The organism is Zestomonas ipomoeae, from assembly GCF_057128665.1.
This window is the reverse complement of record NZ_JBSKHQ010000006.1, coordinates 21,962-37,025: the sequence shown is the minus strand read 5'-3', so window position 1 is coordinate 37,025 and position 15,064 is coordinate 21,962. Positions and strand designations below refer to the sequence as shown.

Annotated in this window: 27 protein-coding genes; all 27 read right to left on the bottom strand. The window is 59.3% G+C overall.

Going from position 1 to position 15,064, the window contains the following annotated elements; translation table 11 throughout:
• Positions 1-33: 33 nt before the first annotated feature.
• Complete coding sequence (gene katG / locus ACWKV7_RS09210) at positions 34-2,181, bottom strand: catalase/peroxidase HPI (protein ID WP_483857359.1); 2,148 nt, start codon at positions 2,179-2,181, stop codon at positions 34-36.
• A gap of 225 nt (positions 2,182-2,406) precedes the next feature.
• Positions 2,407-2,796 (bottom strand): 50S ribosomal protein L17, encoded by a 390-nt coding sequence (gene rplQ / locus ACWKV7_RS09205; protein WP_483857358.1) that lies wholly within the window; start codon positions 2,794-2,796, stop codon positions 2,407-2,409.
• 45 nt (positions 2,797-2,841) lie between these two features.
• Entirely contained in the window at positions 2,842-3,843 is a 1,002-nt protein-coding gene (locus tag ACWKV7_RS09200) for a DNA-directed RNA polymerase subunit alpha (protein ID WP_483857357.1), read from the bottom strand.
• A 23-nt stretch (positions 3,844-3,866) separates the two neighbouring features.
• The gene (gene rpsD / locus ACWKV7_RS09195; protein WP_483857356.1) at positions 3,867-4,487 is read right to left on the bottom strand and encodes a 30S ribosomal protein S4; all 621 of its coding nucleotides are present in this window, start codon (positions 4,485-4,487) and stop codon (positions 3,867-3,869) included.
• A gap of 16 nt (positions 4,488-4,503) precedes the next feature.
• Positions 4,504-4,893 carry a 30S ribosomal protein S11 gene (gene rpsK / locus ACWKV7_RS09190; protein ID WP_002555466.1) on the bottom strand — a complete coding sequence of 130 codons (390 nt, stop codon included), beginning with the start codon at positions 4,891-4,893 and terminating at the stop codon, positions 4,504-4,506.
• A gap of 30 nt (positions 4,894-4,923) precedes the next feature.
• Positions 4,924-5,280: a 30S ribosomal protein S13 gene (gene rpsM, locus ACWKV7_RS09185; protein ID WP_483857355.1), complete on the bottom strand. Its 357-nt coding sequence runs from the start codon at positions 5,278-5,280 to the stop codon at positions 4,924-4,926.
• Between the two features lie 132 nt (positions 5,281-5,412).
• Positions 5,413-5,529: a 50S ribosomal protein L36 gene (gene rpmJ, locus ACWKV7_RS09180; protein WP_043217073.1), complete on the bottom strand. Its 117-nt coding sequence runs from the start codon at positions 5,527-5,529 to the stop codon at positions 5,413-5,415.
• 27 nt (positions 5,530-5,556) lie between these two features.
• Positions 5,557-6,885 carry a preprotein translocase subunit SecY gene (secY, locus tag ACWKV7_RS09175; RefSeq protein WP_483857354.1) on the bottom strand — a complete coding sequence of 443 codons (1,329 nt, stop codon included), beginning with the start codon at positions 6,883-6,885 and terminating at the stop codon, positions 5,557-5,559.
• A complete protein-coding gene (rplO, locus tag ACWKV7_RS09170; RefSeq protein ID WP_483857353.1) occupies positions 6,886-7,320 on the bottom strand; it encodes a 50S ribosomal protein L15 in 435 nt (144 codons plus the stop codon).
• Between the two features lie 3 nt (positions 7,321-7,323).
• Positions 7,324-7,506: a 50S ribosomal protein L30 gene (rpmD, locus tag ACWKV7_RS09165; RefSeq protein WP_263146893.1), complete on the bottom strand. Its 183-nt coding sequence runs from the start codon at positions 7,504-7,506 to the stop codon at positions 7,324-7,326.
• 2 nt (positions 7,507-7,508) lie between these two features.
• Entirely contained in the window at positions 7,509-8,009 is a 501-nt protein-coding gene (gene rpsE, locus ACWKV7_RS09160; RefSeq protein ID WP_483857352.1) for a 30S ribosomal protein S5, read from the bottom strand.
• Between the two features lie 3 nt (positions 8,010-8,012).
• Positions 8,013-8,363 (bottom strand): 50S ribosomal protein L18, encoded by a 351-nt coding sequence (rplR, locus tag ACWKV7_RS09155; RefSeq protein WP_483857351.1) that lies wholly within the window; start codon positions 8,361-8,363, stop codon positions 8,013-8,015.
• A gap of 10 nt (positions 8,364-8,373) precedes the next feature.
• Positions 8,374-8,907, bottom strand: coding sequence for a 50S ribosomal protein L6 (gene rplF / locus ACWKV7_RS09150; RefSeq protein ID WP_483857350.1), 534 nt, complete (start codon positions 8,905-8,907; stop codon positions 8,374-8,376).
• Between the two features lie 13 nt (positions 8,908-8,920).
• Positions 8,921-9,313 (bottom strand): 30S ribosomal protein S8, encoded by a 393-nt coding sequence (rpsH, locus tag ACWKV7_RS09145; RefSeq protein WP_483857349.1) that lies wholly within the window; start codon positions 9,311-9,313, stop codon positions 8,921-8,923.
• Positions 9,314-9,504: 191 nt separating this feature from the next.
• Positions 9,505-9,810, bottom strand: coding sequence for a 30S ribosomal protein S14 (gene rpsN / locus ACWKV7_RS09140; RefSeq protein ID WP_483857348.1), 306 nt, complete (start codon positions 9,808-9,810; stop codon positions 9,505-9,507).
• A 12-nt stretch (positions 9,811-9,822) separates the two neighbouring features.
• On the bottom strand, positions 9,823-10,362 hold the full coding sequence (gene rplE, locus ACWKV7_RS09135; RefSeq protein ID WP_483857347.1) for a 50S ribosomal protein L5: 540 nt from the start codon (positions 10,360-10,362) through the stop codon (positions 9,823-9,825).
• A 19-nt stretch (positions 10,363-10,381) separates the two neighbouring features.
• Positions 10,382-10,696, bottom strand: a complete 315-nt coding sequence (gene rplX / locus ACWKV7_RS09130) for a 50S ribosomal protein L24 (RefSeq protein WP_483857346.1) — start codon at positions 10,694-10,696, stop codon at positions 10,382-10,384.
• Positions 10,697-10,708: 12 nt separating this feature from the next.
• The gene (rplN, locus tag ACWKV7_RS09125; RefSeq protein ID WP_003243907.1) at positions 10,709-11,077 is read right to left on the bottom strand and encodes a 50S ribosomal protein L14; all 369 of its coding nucleotides are present in this window, start codon (positions 11,075-11,077) and stop codon (positions 10,709-10,711) included.
• A gap of 23 nt (positions 11,078-11,100) precedes the next feature.
• Positions 11,101-11,367 (bottom strand): 30S ribosomal protein S17, encoded by a 267-nt coding sequence (rpsQ, locus tag ACWKV7_RS09120; RefSeq protein WP_483857345.1) that lies wholly within the window; start codon positions 11,365-11,367, stop codon positions 11,101-11,103.
• A gap of 2 nt (positions 11,368-11,369) precedes the next feature.
• A complete protein-coding gene (rpmC, locus tag ACWKV7_RS09115; RefSeq protein WP_483857344.1) occupies positions 11,370-11,561 on the bottom strand; it encodes a 50S ribosomal protein L29 in 192 nt (63 codons plus the stop codon).
• Complete coding sequence (rplP, locus tag ACWKV7_RS09110) at positions 11,561-11,974, bottom strand: 50S ribosomal protein L16 (protein WP_028238758.1); 414 nt, start codon at positions 11,972-11,974, stop codon at positions 11,561-11,563. Before rplP ends, rpmC begins: the two co-directional genes overlap by 1 nt.
• 12 nt (positions 11,975-11,986) lie before the next feature.
• Positions 11,987-12,673 carry a 30S ribosomal protein S3 gene (gene rpsC / locus ACWKV7_RS09105; RefSeq protein WP_483857343.1) on the bottom strand — a complete coding sequence of 229 codons (687 nt, stop codon included), beginning with the start codon at positions 12,671-12,673 and terminating at the stop codon, positions 11,987-11,989.
• Between the two features lie 13 nt (positions 12,674-12,686).
• Positions 12,687-13,019: a 50S ribosomal protein L22 gene (rplV, locus tag ACWKV7_RS09100; RefSeq protein WP_003103908.1), complete on the bottom strand. Its 333-nt coding sequence runs from the start codon at positions 13,017-13,019 to the stop codon at positions 12,687-12,689.
• A 13-nt stretch (positions 13,020-13,032) separates the two neighbouring features.
• Positions 13,033-13,308 (bottom strand): 30S ribosomal protein S19, encoded by a 276-nt coding sequence (gene rpsS, locus ACWKV7_RS09095; protein WP_483857342.1) that lies wholly within the window; start codon positions 13,306-13,308, stop codon positions 13,033-13,035.
• 16 nt (positions 13,309-13,324) lie between these two features.
• Positions 13,325-14,146: a 50S ribosomal protein L2 gene (rplB, locus tag ACWKV7_RS09090; protein WP_483857341.1), complete on the bottom strand. Its 822-nt coding sequence runs from the start codon at positions 14,144-14,146 to the stop codon at positions 13,325-13,327.
• A 14-nt stretch (positions 14,147-14,160) separates the two neighbouring features.
• A complete protein-coding gene (rplW, locus tag ACWKV7_RS09085; RefSeq protein ID WP_483857340.1) occupies positions 14,161-14,460 on the bottom strand; it encodes a 50S ribosomal protein L23 in 300 nt (99 codons plus the stop codon).
• A complete protein-coding gene (gene rplD, locus ACWKV7_RS09080; RefSeq protein ID WP_483857339.1) occupies positions 14,457-15,059 on the bottom strand; it encodes a 50S ribosomal protein L4 in 603 nt (200 codons plus the stop codon). Before rplD ends, rplW begins: the two co-directional genes overlap by 4 nt.
• Positions 15,060-15,064 lie beyond the last annotated feature (5 nt).

The window sequence follows — 15,064 nt, the reverse complement described above, 5'->3', positions numbered from 1 at the left end:
CTTTTCCTTGTGGCTTGCCGCTTGCGGCTCGACTCAGGCCAGATCGAAGCGATCCAGATTCATCACCTTGGACCAGGCGGCAACGAAGTCCTGGATGAACTTCTGCTTGCCATCGGTACTGGCATAGACCTCGGCGTAGGCCCGCAGGATCGAGTTGGAGCCGAACACCAGGTCATTGCGTGTCGCGCTGTACTTCACCTCGCCGGACTTGCGGTCGCGCCCTTCGAACCGTTCGGCCTCCTTGTCCACCGGCTTCCACACCAGGCCCATATCCAGCAGCTTGACGAAGAAGTCGTTGCTCAGTACGCCGACCCGGTCGGTGAACACGCCATCCTGGCTGCCATCGTAGTTGGCACCGAGCACCCGCAGGCCGCCCACCAGTGCCGTCAGCTCCGGACCGGTCAGGGTCAGCAACTGGGCCCGGTCGATCAGCAAGGTCTCGGTCGGCGCACCGCTCTGATCCTTGCGGTAGTTGCGGAATCCATCGGCGTCCGGTTCGAGCAAGGCGAAAGACTCGACATCGGTCTGATCCTGGCGAGCATCCACCCGCCCCGGCGAGAACGGAACGGTGATCTCTACCCCGCCCGCCTTCGCCGCGAGTTCGATACCCACGCCGCCGGCCAGCACGATGACGTCCGCCAGGGACGCCTTGCCGGACGCCCGCTGGATTTCCTGCAGCTTCGGCAATGCCCGCACCGCAATCCGGTTGACGGCCCAATCCTTCTGCGGTGCCAGCGCCAGGCGCGCACCGTTGGCACCACCGCGCTTGTCGCCACCGCGGAAAGTCGAAGCCGAGGCCCAGGCCACCGAAACCAGTTCGCTCACCGAGAGCCCGGATGCGGCGATCCTGGCTTTCAGGTCGGCAATATCGGCAGCACTGGGGTCGTGCGCGGCCGCCGGCAGCGGGTCCTGCCAGATCAGGTCTTCCTTGGGCACTTCCGGGCCCAGGTAGCGGGACTTCGGCCCCATGTCGCGATGGGTCAGCTTGAACCAGGCGCGGGCGAAGGCATCCGCAAAGGCCTGGGGGTCTTCCAGGAAGCGCTTGGAGATCTTGCCGAACTCGGGATCGAAGCGCAGCGTCAGGTCAGTGGTGAGCATGGTCGGCTTATGGAATTTGCCTGGCACATGGGCATCCGGAATGATCTCCGGCGCGTCCTTGGCAACCCACTGTTTGGCCCCCGCCGGCGAATGGGTCAGCTCCCACTCGTAATTGAACAGGTTCTCGAAGAAATTGTTGCTCCACAACGCCGGCGTCTTGGTCCAGGTGACCTCGAGGCCGCTGGAGATCGTGTCCTTGCCATGACCCGAGCCGAAGCTGCTGGTCCAGCCCAGCCCCTGTTCTTCGAGCAGGCCGCCCTCGGGATCCTTACCCTTGTGCGACTCGGGAGCAGCCCCATGGGCCTTGCCGAAGGTATGTCCACCGGCGATGAGCGCGACGGTCTCTTCGTCATCCATGGCCATGCGGCCAAAGGTAGCGCGAATGTCCTTGGCGGCAGCGAGGTAGTCGCCGCTGGCATTGGGTCCTTCGGGGTTCACATAGATGAGCCCCATGTGCGTGGCGCCGAGCCCCTTGACCAACTCGCGGTCACCCTCGAAACGCTTGTCATCTCCGAGCCAGGTGGTTTCCGCCCCCCAGGCCACGTCCATATCCGGCTCCCAGACATCCTCGCGCCCGCCGGCAAAACCGAAAGTACGGAACCCCATGGACTCCAGCGCAACGTTGCCAGCCAAAATCATCAGGTCGGCCCAGGAGATCCGCTGGCCGTATTTCTGTTTGATCGGCCACAGCAGGCGGCGGGATTTGTCGATGTTGACGTTATCCGGCCAAGAGTTGAGCGGTGCAAAGCGTTGCTGGCCACGACCGCCGCCGCCGCGGCCATCGGTCATGCGATAGGTACCGGCACTGTGCCAGGCCATGCGGATCATCTGCGGGCCGTAATGAGCGAAGTCGGCAGGCCACCAGTCCTGGGAGTCGGTCATCAGCTTGACCAGGTCGGCCTTGAGCGCCCTGTAGTCAAGCTTGCTGAATTCTTCGGCGTAGTTGAACGCCTTGCCGAGCGGATTGGACTTCTCGGAATGTTGGTTAAGCAGGTCGACAGCCAACTGATTGGGCCACCATGCCTTGTTGCTCGTGCCGGCACCGGCTACCTGGTGGAATGGGCACTTACCTTGATCAGACATCGCTCTCTCCTTACTCCTGTCGGGTCGGCCTGTGGCAACGCAGCCGACGATGGAGGAAGACTAGCCCCGCCCAATCAAGCGATCCAATTTATGAAAGCCAACCACTCGATAGATTAGATCTCTTAAAATATCCGCCGCCCTCTCGGGACTCGACGCCACAGACAGGGAATCCCAGTCATAAAAAAACCGGGCACGAGGCCCGGTTTTCTATGCAGCAGAGGCAGCTTACTCGGCAGCCTCTACAGCTTCACCGGCGACCGGACGGTCAACCAGTTCGACGTAAGCCATCGGGGCATTGTCGCCAGCACGGAAACCGCACTTGAGGATACGCAGGTAGCCGCCCTGACGGGTGGCATAGCGCTTGCCCAGATCATTGAACAGCTTGCCGACCGCTTCCTTGGAACGGGTACGGTCGAAAGCCAGACGACGATTGGCAACGCTGTCTTCCTTGGCCAGGGTAATCAGCGGCTCCGCAACGCGGCGCAGCTCCTTGGCTTTCGGCAGGGTGGTTTTGATCAGCTCGTGCTCGAACAGCGACACCGCCATGTTCTGAAACATAGCCTTGCGGTGGGAGCTGGTGCGGCTCAGGTGACGGCCACTTTTACGATGACGCATGATTGAAATTCCTTACCAAACTTTCTCGTTCGGTGGTAATGACGATCAGGCCGTAGCCTTGTCGTCTTTCTTCAGACTTGCCGGCGGCCAGTTGTCGAGGCGCATGCCGAGGGACAGACCACGGGAGGCCAGAACGTCCTTGATCTCGGTCAGGGACTTCTTGCCCAGGTTTGGCGTCTTCAACAACTCGACCTCGGTGCGCTGAATCAGGTCACCGATGTAGTAGATGTTTTCCGCCTTCAGGCAGTTGGCCGAACGCACGGTCAGCTCCAGGTCGTCGACCGGGCGCAGCAGGATCGGATCGATCTCGTCTTCCTGCTCGACCACCACCGGCTCGCTGTCACCCTTGAGGTCGACGAACGCGGCCAGCTGCTGCTGCAGAATGGTCGCGGCACGACGGATGGCCTCTTCGGGGTCCAGGGTACCGTTGGTTTCCAGGTCGATGACCAGCTTGTCCAGGTTGGTACGCTGCTCGACACGGGCGTTTTCCACCACGTAGGCGACACGGCGAACCGGGCTGAAGGAAGCGTCCAGCTGCAAGCGACCGATGCTACGGCTTTCGTCTTCGTCGCTCTGACGCGCGTCAGCCGGCTCATAGCCGCGGCCACGGGCGATCTTGAGCTTCATGCTCAGGCTGCCGTTGTCCGCCAGATTGGCGATCACGTGGTCACCATTGACGATCTCGACATCATGATCCAGCTGAATATCGGCAGCAGTGACCACGCCCGAACCTTTCTTGACCAGGTTCAGCGTTACTTCGTCGCGACCGTGCAACTTGATAGCCAGCCCTTTCAGGTTGAGCAGGATTTCAATGACATCTTCCTGAACACCCTCGATAGCGCTGTACTCATGGAGCACGCCATCGATTTCGGCCTCGACTACTGCACAGCCAGGCATGGAGGACAACAGGATGCGACGCAGCGCGTTGCCCAGGGTATGGCCGAAACCACGCTCGAGAGGCTCGAGCGTGATCTTGGCGCGGGTCGGACTGACCACCTGCACATCGATGTGGCGGGGGGTCAGGAACTCATTTACCGAACTCTGCATGGAATGCACCTATTTTCTAGCCCTTACTTGGAGTAGAGCTCGACAATCAGGTTTTCATTGATGTCGGCGGACAGATCGCTACGAGCCGGCACGCTCTTGAACACGCCGGACTTCTTCTCGGTATCGACCTCGACCCACTCAACGCGACCGCGCTGTGCGCACAGATCAAGAGCCTGGGCGATGCGCAGCTGATTCTTCGACTTCTCGCGAACGGCTACCACGTCACCCGGCTGAACCTGGTAGGACGGGATGTTCACGGTCTTGCCGTTGATGGTGATCGACTTGTGGGATACCAGCTGGCGGGACTCGGCGCGGGTAGCACCAAAGCCCATGCGGTAAACGACGTTGTCCAGGCGGCACTCGAGCAGTTGCAGCAGGTTCTCGCCGGTTGCGCCCTTCTTGCGGGCTGCTTCCTTGTAGTAACCACTGAACTGACGCTCCAGCACACCGTAGATACGACGTACCTTCTGCTTTTCACGCAGCTGGGTGCCGTAGTCGGACAGGCGGCCACGCCGCTGGCCGTGAACGCCCGGAGGAGTTTCGATGTTGCACTTGGATTCGAGCGCGCGCGCACCACTCTTCAGGAAGAGATCGGTGCCTTCACGACGAGACAGTTTGCACTTGGGACCAATGTAACGAGCCATTTCTCACTGTCTCCTATTACACGCGACGCTTCTTCGGCGGACGGCACCCGTTATGCGGGATGGGCGTCACGTCGGTGATGCTGGCGATTTTGTAGCCGCAGCCGTTCAAAGCACGGACAGCGGATTCGCGACCCGGACCAGGGCCCTTGACGTTCACGTCGAGGTTCTTCAGGCCATATTCCAGGGCGGCTTGACCAGCGCGCTCGGCAGCCACCTGGGCAGCGAACGGGGTGCTCTTACGCGAGCCACGGAAGCCGGAGCCACCGGAAGTCGCCCAGGACAACGCGTTGCCTTGGCGATCGGTGATGGTCACGATGGTGTTATTGAAAGACGCGTGGATATGGGCGATCCCATCGACCACTGTCTTTTTGACTTTCTTACGAGGACGAGCAGCAGGCTTAGCCATGACTTAATTCCTGTCGATTCGCGGGCGCAATTACTTGCGGATCGGCTTACGCGGGCCCTTGCGGGTACGCGCGTTGGTCTTGGTGCGCTGACCGCGGACCGGCAGGCCACGGCGGTGACGCAGACCGCGATAGCAGCCCAGGTCCATCAGACGCTTGATTTTCATGTTGACTTCGCGGCGCAGATCACCCTCGGTGGTGAGCTTCGCAACTTCGCCACGCAGCTGCTCGATCTGCTCGTCGGACAGATCCTTGATCTTTGCAGCCGGGTTGACCCCGGCAGCAGCGCAGATAGCCTGCGCAGAGGTGCGACCAACACCGTAGATGTAGGTCAGCGAGATAACAGTATGCTTGTTATCTGGAATGTTGACGCCTGCAATACGGGCCATTCAGTGAAACTCCAATTGACAGCTACCTACGCCCCGGAAGCCAAGAAAAGGGCGCGAGATATTAACGCTGTAATAACAAATAATCAACCCGACAGCGCACTAGCTGCCGGGCTCATAACGCGTTGATCACACTCAGCCTTGGCGCTGCTTGTGACGCGGCTCTGCACTGCAGATCACGCGCACGACGCCGTCGCGACGGATGACCTTGCAGTTACGGCACAGCTTTTTCACCGATGCACGAACTTTCATCACCAACTCCTCGAACCTTACGGGTACTTAGCGCAGCATTCCGCTGCCATAGCCCTTCAGGTTGGCTTTCTTCATCAGGGATTCGTACTGGTGCGAAACGAGGTGCGATTGCACTTGCGACATAAAGTCCATCACAACCACGACCACGATCAGCAACGAGGTCCCGCCAAGGTAGAACGGTACGTTGGCCGCCACCACCAGAAACTGGGGCAACAAGCATACGGCCGTCATGTACAGAGCACCGAACATGGTCAAGCGGGTCAGAACGCCATCGATATAGCGTGCCGACTGCTCACCTGGACGGATACCCGGAATAAAGGCACCGGACTTCTTCAGGTTTTCCGCTACGTCCTTCGGATTGAACATCAAGGCTGTGTAGAAGAAGCAGAAGAAAATGATCCCTGCACTAAACAGCAGAATGTTCAATGGCTGACCGGGGGCGATCGATTGCGCAACGTCCTGCAGCCAGCCCATGCCTTCGCCCTGTCCGAACCAGGCACCCAGCGAAGCAGGGAACAACAGCAAGCTGCTGGCGAAGATGGCCGGAATAACGCCCGCCATATTCACCTTCAGCGGCAGGTGGCTGGTCTGCGCAGCGAAGACCTTGCGGCCTTGCTGACGCTTGGCGTAGTGCACGGCAATACGCCGCTGGCCACGCTCGATGAACACCACGAAACCGATGATCGCAACCGCCAGCAAGCCAATGGCGATCAAGGCGAAGATATTGATATCGCCTTGCCGGGCAGACTCGAAGGACTGCCCGATCGCTGCCGGCAGGCCAGCTACGATACCGGCGAAGATCAGCATGGAAATTCCGTTGCCGATACCTCGCTCGGTGATCTGCTCGCCCAACCACATCATGAACATCGCCCCCGCCACGAAGGTGGTGACGGCCACGAAGTGGAAGCCGAAGTCATTTGCAAAGGCAACGCCCTGCCCCGCCAGTCCAAGGGACATGGCGATGGCCTGCACGAAAGCCAGAACAAGCGCTCCGTAGCGGGTGTACTGGCTGATCTTGCGACGGCCAGCTTCCCCTTCCTTCTTCAACTGTTCCAGCTGCGGACTGACCGCGGTCATCAGCTGCATGATGATCGACGCCGAGATGTACGGCATGATCCCCAAGGCAAAGATGCTCATCCGCTCCAGCGCGCCGCCGGAAAACATGTTGAACAGGCTAAGAATGGTCCCCTCGTTCTGCCGGAACAGGTCGGCCAGCCGATCAGGATTGATACCTGGCACCGGGATGTGCGCGCCTATCCGATAGACGATGATCGCCAGGAACAGGAAACGCAGTCGAGCCCAGAGTTCGGACAATCCGCCATTGCTGAGCGCGGAGAGAGCACCTTGCTTAGCCATTTAGTCCTCGATTTTGCCGCCAGCAGCGATGATGGCTTCGCGCGCACCCTTGGTGACGCCGATACCTTTCAGAGTGACCGCACGAGCAACCTCGCCGGACAGCATGACTTTCACACGCTGCACGTTCTGGTTGATCAGATTGGCATCTTTCAACGCCTGCAGGGTTACGACGTCACCCTCCACCTTGGCCAGTTCGGAGGTACGCACTTCAGCGCGATCCATGGCCTTCAGGGAGACGAAGCCGAACTTCGGCAGACGACGGTGCAAAGGCTGCTGACCACCCTCGAACCCGGGAGCAATTTTGCCACCGGAACGGGAAGTCTGACCCTTGTGGCCACGGCCGCCGGTTTTACCCAGGCCGCTGCCGATACCGCGACCCGGACGCAGCTTCTCGCGACGGGCACCCGGCGCGGAACGCAGATCGTTCAGTTGCATGGATTAGCCCTCCACACGCAGCAGGTAGTAGGCCTTGTTGATCATTCCGCGATTCTCAGGAGTATCCTGAACCTCGACGGTATGACCGATGCGACGCAGGCCGAGACCCTTGACGCAAGCCTTGTGATTGGCCAGACGGCCGCTCACGCTCTTGATCAGCGTGACTTTGACAGTTGCGTTAGCCATGGTTAGAGAATCTCCTCGACGCTCTTGCCACGCTTGGCCGCCACGGATTCCGGGGACTGCATGGCCTTCAGACCTTTGAAAGTGGCATACACCACGTTCACCGGATTGGTGGAGCCATAGCACTTGGCCAGAACGTTCTGCACGCCAGCCACTTCCAGCACGGCACGCATGGCGCCACCAGCGATGATCCCGGTACCATCGGAAGCCGGCTGCATGTAGACCTTGGAAGCGCCATGGGCGGACTTCACCGGGTACTGCAGCGTCGTGCCGTTCAGGTCGACCTGGATCATGTTGCGGCGCGCGGCCTCCATGGCCTTCTGAATGGCTGCCGGCACTTCGCGAGACTTCCCGCGACCGAAACCGACGCGACCCTTGCCATCACCCACCACGGTCAACGCGGTGAAGGTGAAGATACGGCCACCCTTTACGGTTTTAGCGACGCGGTTAACCTGGACCAGCTTCTCGATGTAGCCTTCGTCGCGCTTTTGCTCGTTGTTTGCCATAACTTAGAACTCCAGCCCGCCTTCACGAGCAGCATCAGCCAGTGCCTTGACACGACCGTGGTACTTGAAGCCAGAACGGTCGAACGCAACTTGAGTGACACCAGCGGCTTTCGCGCGCTCGGCCACCAGCTGACCAACCTTCTTGGCCGCATCGACGTTGCCTGTGGCAGCGTCACGCAGTTCTTTGTCCAGAGTCGAAGCGCTGGCCAGAACTTTGCCGCCGTCGGCCGAAATGACCTGGGCGTAGATGTGCTGGGAAGAGCGATACACGCAAAGGCGTACGGTTTCCAGCTCGCGCATTTTCAGGCGTGCCTTGCGAGCGCGACGCAGACGAGTTTCTTTCTTTACGCTCATTTGCTATGCCCTACTTTTTCTTAGCTTCTTTACGACGGACGACTTCGTCGGCGTAACGCACACCCTTGCCTTTGTAAGGCTCCGGCGGACGGAAGTCGCGGATCTCGGCGGCCACCTGACCGACCAGCTGCTTGTCGATGCCCTTGATCAGGATATCGGTCTGGCTGGGGGTCTCAGCGGTAATGCCTTTCGGCAGTTCATAATCCACCGGATGCGAGAAGCCGAGAGCCAGGGACAGAACTTCGCCCTTGGCCTGCGCCTTGTAACCAACGCCAACCAGCTGGAGCTTGCGCTCGAAGCCCTGGCTGACACCGATCACCATGTTGTTCACCAGCGCACGGGTGGTACCGGCCATGGCCTTGTTCTGCTGGTCGCCATTGCGCGCAGCGAAACGCAGCTCTCCAGATTCCTGGATCACTTCCACGGACGGATGAACGTTCAGTTCGAGAGCGCCCTTGGCGCCCTTCACGGAAAGCTGCTGACCGGCGAGTTTGATTTCTACGCCAGCGGGCAGCTTGACAGGGTTCTTAGCAACGCGAGACATGCTTATCCCCCCCTTAGAACACAGTGCAGAGCACTTCGCCACCCACGCCTGCGGCGCGTGCAGCGCGATCGGTCATCACACCTTTATTGGTGGACACGATCGAAACGCCCAGACCGCCACGAACTTTCGGCAGCTGGTCGACGGATTTGTACTGGCGCAGGCCAGGACGACTTGCACGCTTCAGCTCCTCGATGACCGGACGGCCTTCGAAGTACTTCAGCTCGATGGACAGCAACGGCTTGGCATCGCCGCTGACTTGGTAACCGGAAATGTAACCTTCGCTCTTCAGAACGCTGGCCACTGCCACCTTCAGCTTGGAAGACGGCATGCTAACCACGGTCTTCTCAGCCATCTGGGCATTACGGATACGAGTTAGCATGTCCGCTAACGGGTCCTGCATACTCATGGGCTAGTTGCTCCTAATACAAAAAGAAAGCCTTGCGGCCTGTACCCCCGAGCCATGCCGGGCGATAAAAACCCAGGCTCAGGAGAGCCGGTCATTCTAGGGACTGCTCATAAATGAATCAAGCCCCAAAAGGGGCCTGATCATAAAAACAAAAGGCGGGTGGGTTGCCCCCCCGCCCCTTGCCCGATGCCTTACCAGCTGGCCTTGACCAGACCCGGCACATCGCCACGCATCGCTGCTTCACGCAGCTTGTTACGGGCCAGACCGAACTTGCGGTAGACGCCGTGCGGACGACCGGTCAGACGGCAGCGGTTACGCAGGCGCGAGGCGCTGGCGTCACGAGGCTGCTTCTGCAGGGCGATCTGCGCTTCCCAACGCGCTTCCGGACTGGTGTTCGGATTGGCGATGGTAGCTTTCAGCTCGGCACGCTTCTTGGCGTACTTGGCGACCGTCTGCTGACGCTTCAGCTCGCGGTTTTTCATGCTCTGCTTGGCCATTTCCTACTCCAATCAGTTGCGGAACGGGAAGTTGAAGGCGCGCAGCAGCGCACGACCTTCATCATCGTTGCGGGCGGTAGTGGTCAGGGTGATATCCAGGCCACGCAGTGCATCGATCTTGTCGTAATCGATCTCCGGGAAGATGATCTGCTCTTTGACACCCATGCTGTAGTTGCCGCGCCCGTCGAAGGACTTGGCATTCAGCCCGCGGAAGTCACGCACGCGCGGCAGGGAGATGGAGAGCAGGCGATCCAGGAATTCGTACATGCGATCGCGACGCAGGGTGACCTTGATACCGATCGGCCAGCCTTCACGCACCTTGAAACCGGCGATCGACTTGCGAGCGTAGGTCACAACGGGCTTCTGACCGGTGATTTTCTCAAGGTCGGCAACCGCGTGCTCGATGACCTTCTTGTCACCGATCGCTTCGCCCAGACCCATGTTCAGGGTGATTTTGGTAACGCGCGGAACTTCCATCACGTTCGCCAGCTGAAGCTCTTCCTTCAGCTTGGGCGCGATTTGACTCCGGTAAATCTCTTTTAGTCGTGCCATGGTATTTACCTAGCGATGCTCAAGCATCGACCGCTTTCTGGGTCGACTTGAAGACACGAATTTTCTTGCCGTCTTCCACCTTGAAACCAACGCGATCAGCCTTGTTGGTTTCGGCATTGAAGATGGCCACGTTGGAGACGTGCAGCGGCGCCTCCTTCTCGACGATACCGCCTTGTACGCCCGACATCGGGTTCGGCTTGGTATGGCGCTTGACCAGGTTGACCCCGCCAACGACCAGACGGTCGTCAGCGAGAACCTTGAGCACCTTACCGCGCTTGCCCTTGTCTTTGCCGGCGATGACGATGATCTCGTCGTCACGACGAATCTTTTGCATGACGGCTACTCCTTACAGCACTTCGGGGGCGAGCGAGACGATCTTCATGAACTTCTCGGAACGAAGCTCACGAGTCACCGGCCCGAAGATGCGGGTACCGATCGGCTCCTGCTTGTTGTTCAGCAGAACAGCAGCATTGCCGTCGAAACGGATGATGGAACCATCGGCACGGCGTACGCCGTGACGGGTGCGGACGACAACGGCGGTCATCACCTGGCCTTTCTTGACCTTGCCGCGCGGAATCGCTTCCTTCACGGTGACCTTGATGATATCGCCGATACCGGCATAACGACGATGCGAACCGCCCAGCACCTTGATGCACATAACGCGACGAGCGCCGCTGTTATCGGCCACATCGAGCATGGATTGAGTCTGAATCATAACTTTCTCCGACCCTTAGTCTCTTAGACTTCCACCGCGCGCTCGACGACATCCACCAGCATCCAGGACTTAGTCTTGGCCAGCGGACGAGTTTCACGAATGGTGACCTTGTCGCCGATACGGCACTGGTTGGTTTCGTCGTGGGCGTGCAGTTTGGTCGAACGCTTCACGTATTTACCGTAGATCGGGTGCTTCACGCGGCGCTCGATCAGGACGGTGATTGTCTTGTCCATCTTGTCGCTGACGACACGGCCGGTCAGCGTACGGACTGTTTTCTCAGCTTCAGCCATGATTACTTACCTGCCTGCTGGTTGAGCACAGTTTTCACGCGAGCGATATCGCGCTTCACTTGCGAGAGCAGGTGAGACTGCCCCAACTGGCCAGTTGCCTTCTGCATGCGCAGATTGAACTGGTCGCGCAGCAAGCCGAGCAATTGCTCGCTCAACTCCTGTGCCGATTTTTCACGAAGTTCATTCGCTTTCATCACATCACCGTCCGCTTAACAAAGGAGGTGGCGAGCGGCAGCTTTGCAGCGGCCAGGGCAAATGCCTCACGCGCCAGCTCTTCGGAAACACCCTCGATCTCGTAGAGCACCTTGCCCGGCTGAATCTGGGCTACCCAGTACTCGACGTTACCCTTACCTTTACCCATACGAACTTCGAGGGGCTTCTTGGTAACCGGTTTGTCGGGGAAAACGCGGATCCAGATCTTGCCGCCACGCTTTACGTGACGAGTCAAGGCGCGACGAGCGGCCTCGATCTGGCGAGCGGTGAGACGACCACGGCTAACGGACTTCAGAGCAAACTCGCCGAAGCTGACTTTGCTACCGCGCTGAGCCAGACCACGGTTGTGGCCGGTCATCTGCTTGCGGAACTTCGTACGCTTTGGTTGCAACATTTGGCGTACCCCTTACTTAGCAGCTTTTTTACGAGGAGCGGGCGCTTGCGGCTTGAGCTCTTCCTGGCGGCCACCGATGACCTCACCCTTGAAGATCCAGACCTTGACGCCAATCACACCGTAGGTGGTGTGCGCTTCGTAGGTGGCGTAATCGATATCGGCGCGCAGGGTGTGCAGCGGCACACGACCTTCGCGATACCATTCGGTACGGGCGATTTCAGCACCACCGAGACGACCGCTCACCTGGATCTTGATGCCCTTGGCACCAATGCGCATGGCGTTCTGTACGGCGCGCTTCATGGCGCGACGGAACATCACGCGACGCTCCAGCTGCTGAGCTACGCTCTGGGCAACCAACATGGCGTCGAGCTCCGGCTTGCGGATCTCTTCGATGTTGATGTGCACCGGCACACCCATTTTCTTGGTCAGGTCCTGACGCAGCTTCTCAACATCTTCACCTTTCTTGCCGATCACGATGCCGGGACGAGCGGTGTGGATGGTGATGCGTGCGGTTTGGGCCGGGCGATGGATATCGATACGGCTTACGGACGCGCTTTTTAATTTGTCTTGGAGGTACTCACGAACCTGCAGGTCGGCCAGCAGATAATCGGCATAAGTGCGCTTATCTGCATACCAGACCGAGGTGTGCTCCTTGACGATTCCCAGGCGGATGCCAACGGGATGTACTTTCTGACCCATCTGAGAGACTCCGTTACTTGTCCGCAACCTTGACAGTGATATGGCAAGACCGCTTGACGATGCGATCAGCACGGCCTTTGGCACGCGGCATGATGCGCTTAAGCGAACGCCCTTCGTTGACGAAGACAGTGGAGACCTTCAGGTCATCCACGTCAGCGCCTTCGTTGTGCTCGGCGTTGGCAACGGCCGACTCCAGCACTTTCTTCATGATCTCGGCGGCTTTCTTGCTGCTGAAAGCCAGGAGGTTGAGCGCTTCGCCCACCTTCTTCCCGCGGATCTGGTCGGCGACCAAGCGGGCTTTCTGGGCGGAGATGCGAGCGCCCGACAACTTAGCGGCTACTTCCATCGTTCCTTACCCCTTAACGCTTGGCTTTCTTGTCCGCCACGTGCCCACGATAAGTGCGGGTAGCAGCGAACTCGCCGAGTTTGTGGCCGACCATGTCTTCGTTCACCAGAACCGGGACATGTTGACGACCGTTATGCACAGCGATGGTCAAACCGACCATCTGCGGCAGGATCATCGAACGACGCGACCAGGTCTTCACCGGCTTGCGATCATTCTTTTCCACCGCCACTTCGACCTTCTTCAGTAGGTGAAGATCGATAAAAGGACCTTTTTTCAGAGAACGCGGCACTGTCGTATCCCTCTAGTTACTTGCGGCGGCGGACGATCATTTTGTCGGTGCGCTTGTTACCACGGGTCTTCGCACCCTTGGTCGGGAAGCCCCACGGCGACACCGGATGACGACCACCCGAGGTACGACCTTCACCACCACCATGCGGGTGGTCGACCGGGTTCATGGCAACACCACGAACGGTCGGGCGAACGCCGCGCCAGCGTTTGGCACCAGCCTTACCCAGCGAGCGCAGGCTGTGCTCGGAGTTCGAGACTTCGCCCAGGGTCGCACGGCACTCGGCCAGCACCTTACGCATCTCGCCGGAGCGCAGACGCAGAGTCACATAGGCACCTTCACGAGCAACCAGCTGAGCGGAAGCACCAGCGGAACGCGCGATCTGAGCACCCTTGCCCGGCTTCAGCTCGACACCATGAATGGTCGAACCCACCGGAATGTTGCGCAGCGGCAGAGTGTTACCCGCCTTGATCGGCGCAGCAGAACCGGAGATCAGCTGGTCGCCGGCACTCACGCCTTTCGGCGCGATGATGTAGCGACGCTCGCCGTCGGCATATTTCAGCAGCGCGATGTGAGCAGTACGGTTCGGATCGTATTCCACGCGCTCAACGATGGCCGGAATGCCATCCTTGTTGCGACGGAAGTCGACCAGACGGTAGTGCTGCTTGTGACCACCACCGATATGACGGGTGGTGATACGACCGTTGTTGTTACGGCCGCCGGACTTCGACTTCTTCTCGAGCAGCGGAGCATAAGGAGCGCCTTTGTGCAGCTCCTGATTGACCACCTTGACCACAAAACGGCGGCCCGCGGAAGTCGGTTTGCATTTAACGATTGCCATGATGCACCCCTACCTTACTCAGCACTGCTGGCGAAATCGAGATCCTGGCCCGGCTGAAGAGCGATGTACGCCTTCTTCCAGTCGTTACGCTTGCCCAGGCCGCGAGCGGTACGCTTGGTCTTACCCTTTACATTCAGGGTGGTGACACGAGCGACTTTCACGCTGAACAGGCTTTCGACAGCCTTCTTGATTTCCAGCTTGGTTGCATCGGTGGCAACCTTGAAAACGAATTGGCTCTTGCTGTCCGCCAGCACGGTGGCCTTCTCGGAGACGTGCGGACCAAGCAGCACTTTGAATACGCGTTCCTGGTTCATCCCAGCAGCTCCTCGAATTTCTTCACGGCGGACACGGTGATCAACACCTTGTCGTAGGCGATAAGGCTGACCGGATCGGAACCCTGGACGTCACGTACATCGACGTGCGGCAGGTTGCGCGCAGCCAGATACAGGTTCTGGTCGACGGCATCGGAAATGATCAGCACGTCGTTCAAGCCCATGCCGTTCAGCTTGTTCAGCAGAACCTTGGTCTTCGGTGCCTCGACGGCGAAATCCTCGACCACCACCAGACGATCCAGACGCACCAGCTCGGAGAGAATCGAGCGCAAAGCGGCGCGATACATCTTCTTGTTGAGCTTCTGGTCGTGATTCTGCGGACGAGCAGCGAAAGTCACGCCACCGCCACGCCAGATCGGACCGCGAGTGGTACCAGCACGAGCACGACCAGTGCCCTTCTGGCGCCACGGGCGCTTACCGCCACCGGAGACGTCGGAACGGGTCTTCTGCTGCTTGCTGCCCTGACGGCCGCCAGCCATGTAAGCGACAACAGCCTGGTGAACCAGAGTCTCGTTGAATTCGCTGCCGAAGGTCGTTTCGGAGACTTCGATCGCCTGAGCGTTGTTTACATTCAATTGCATCTCAG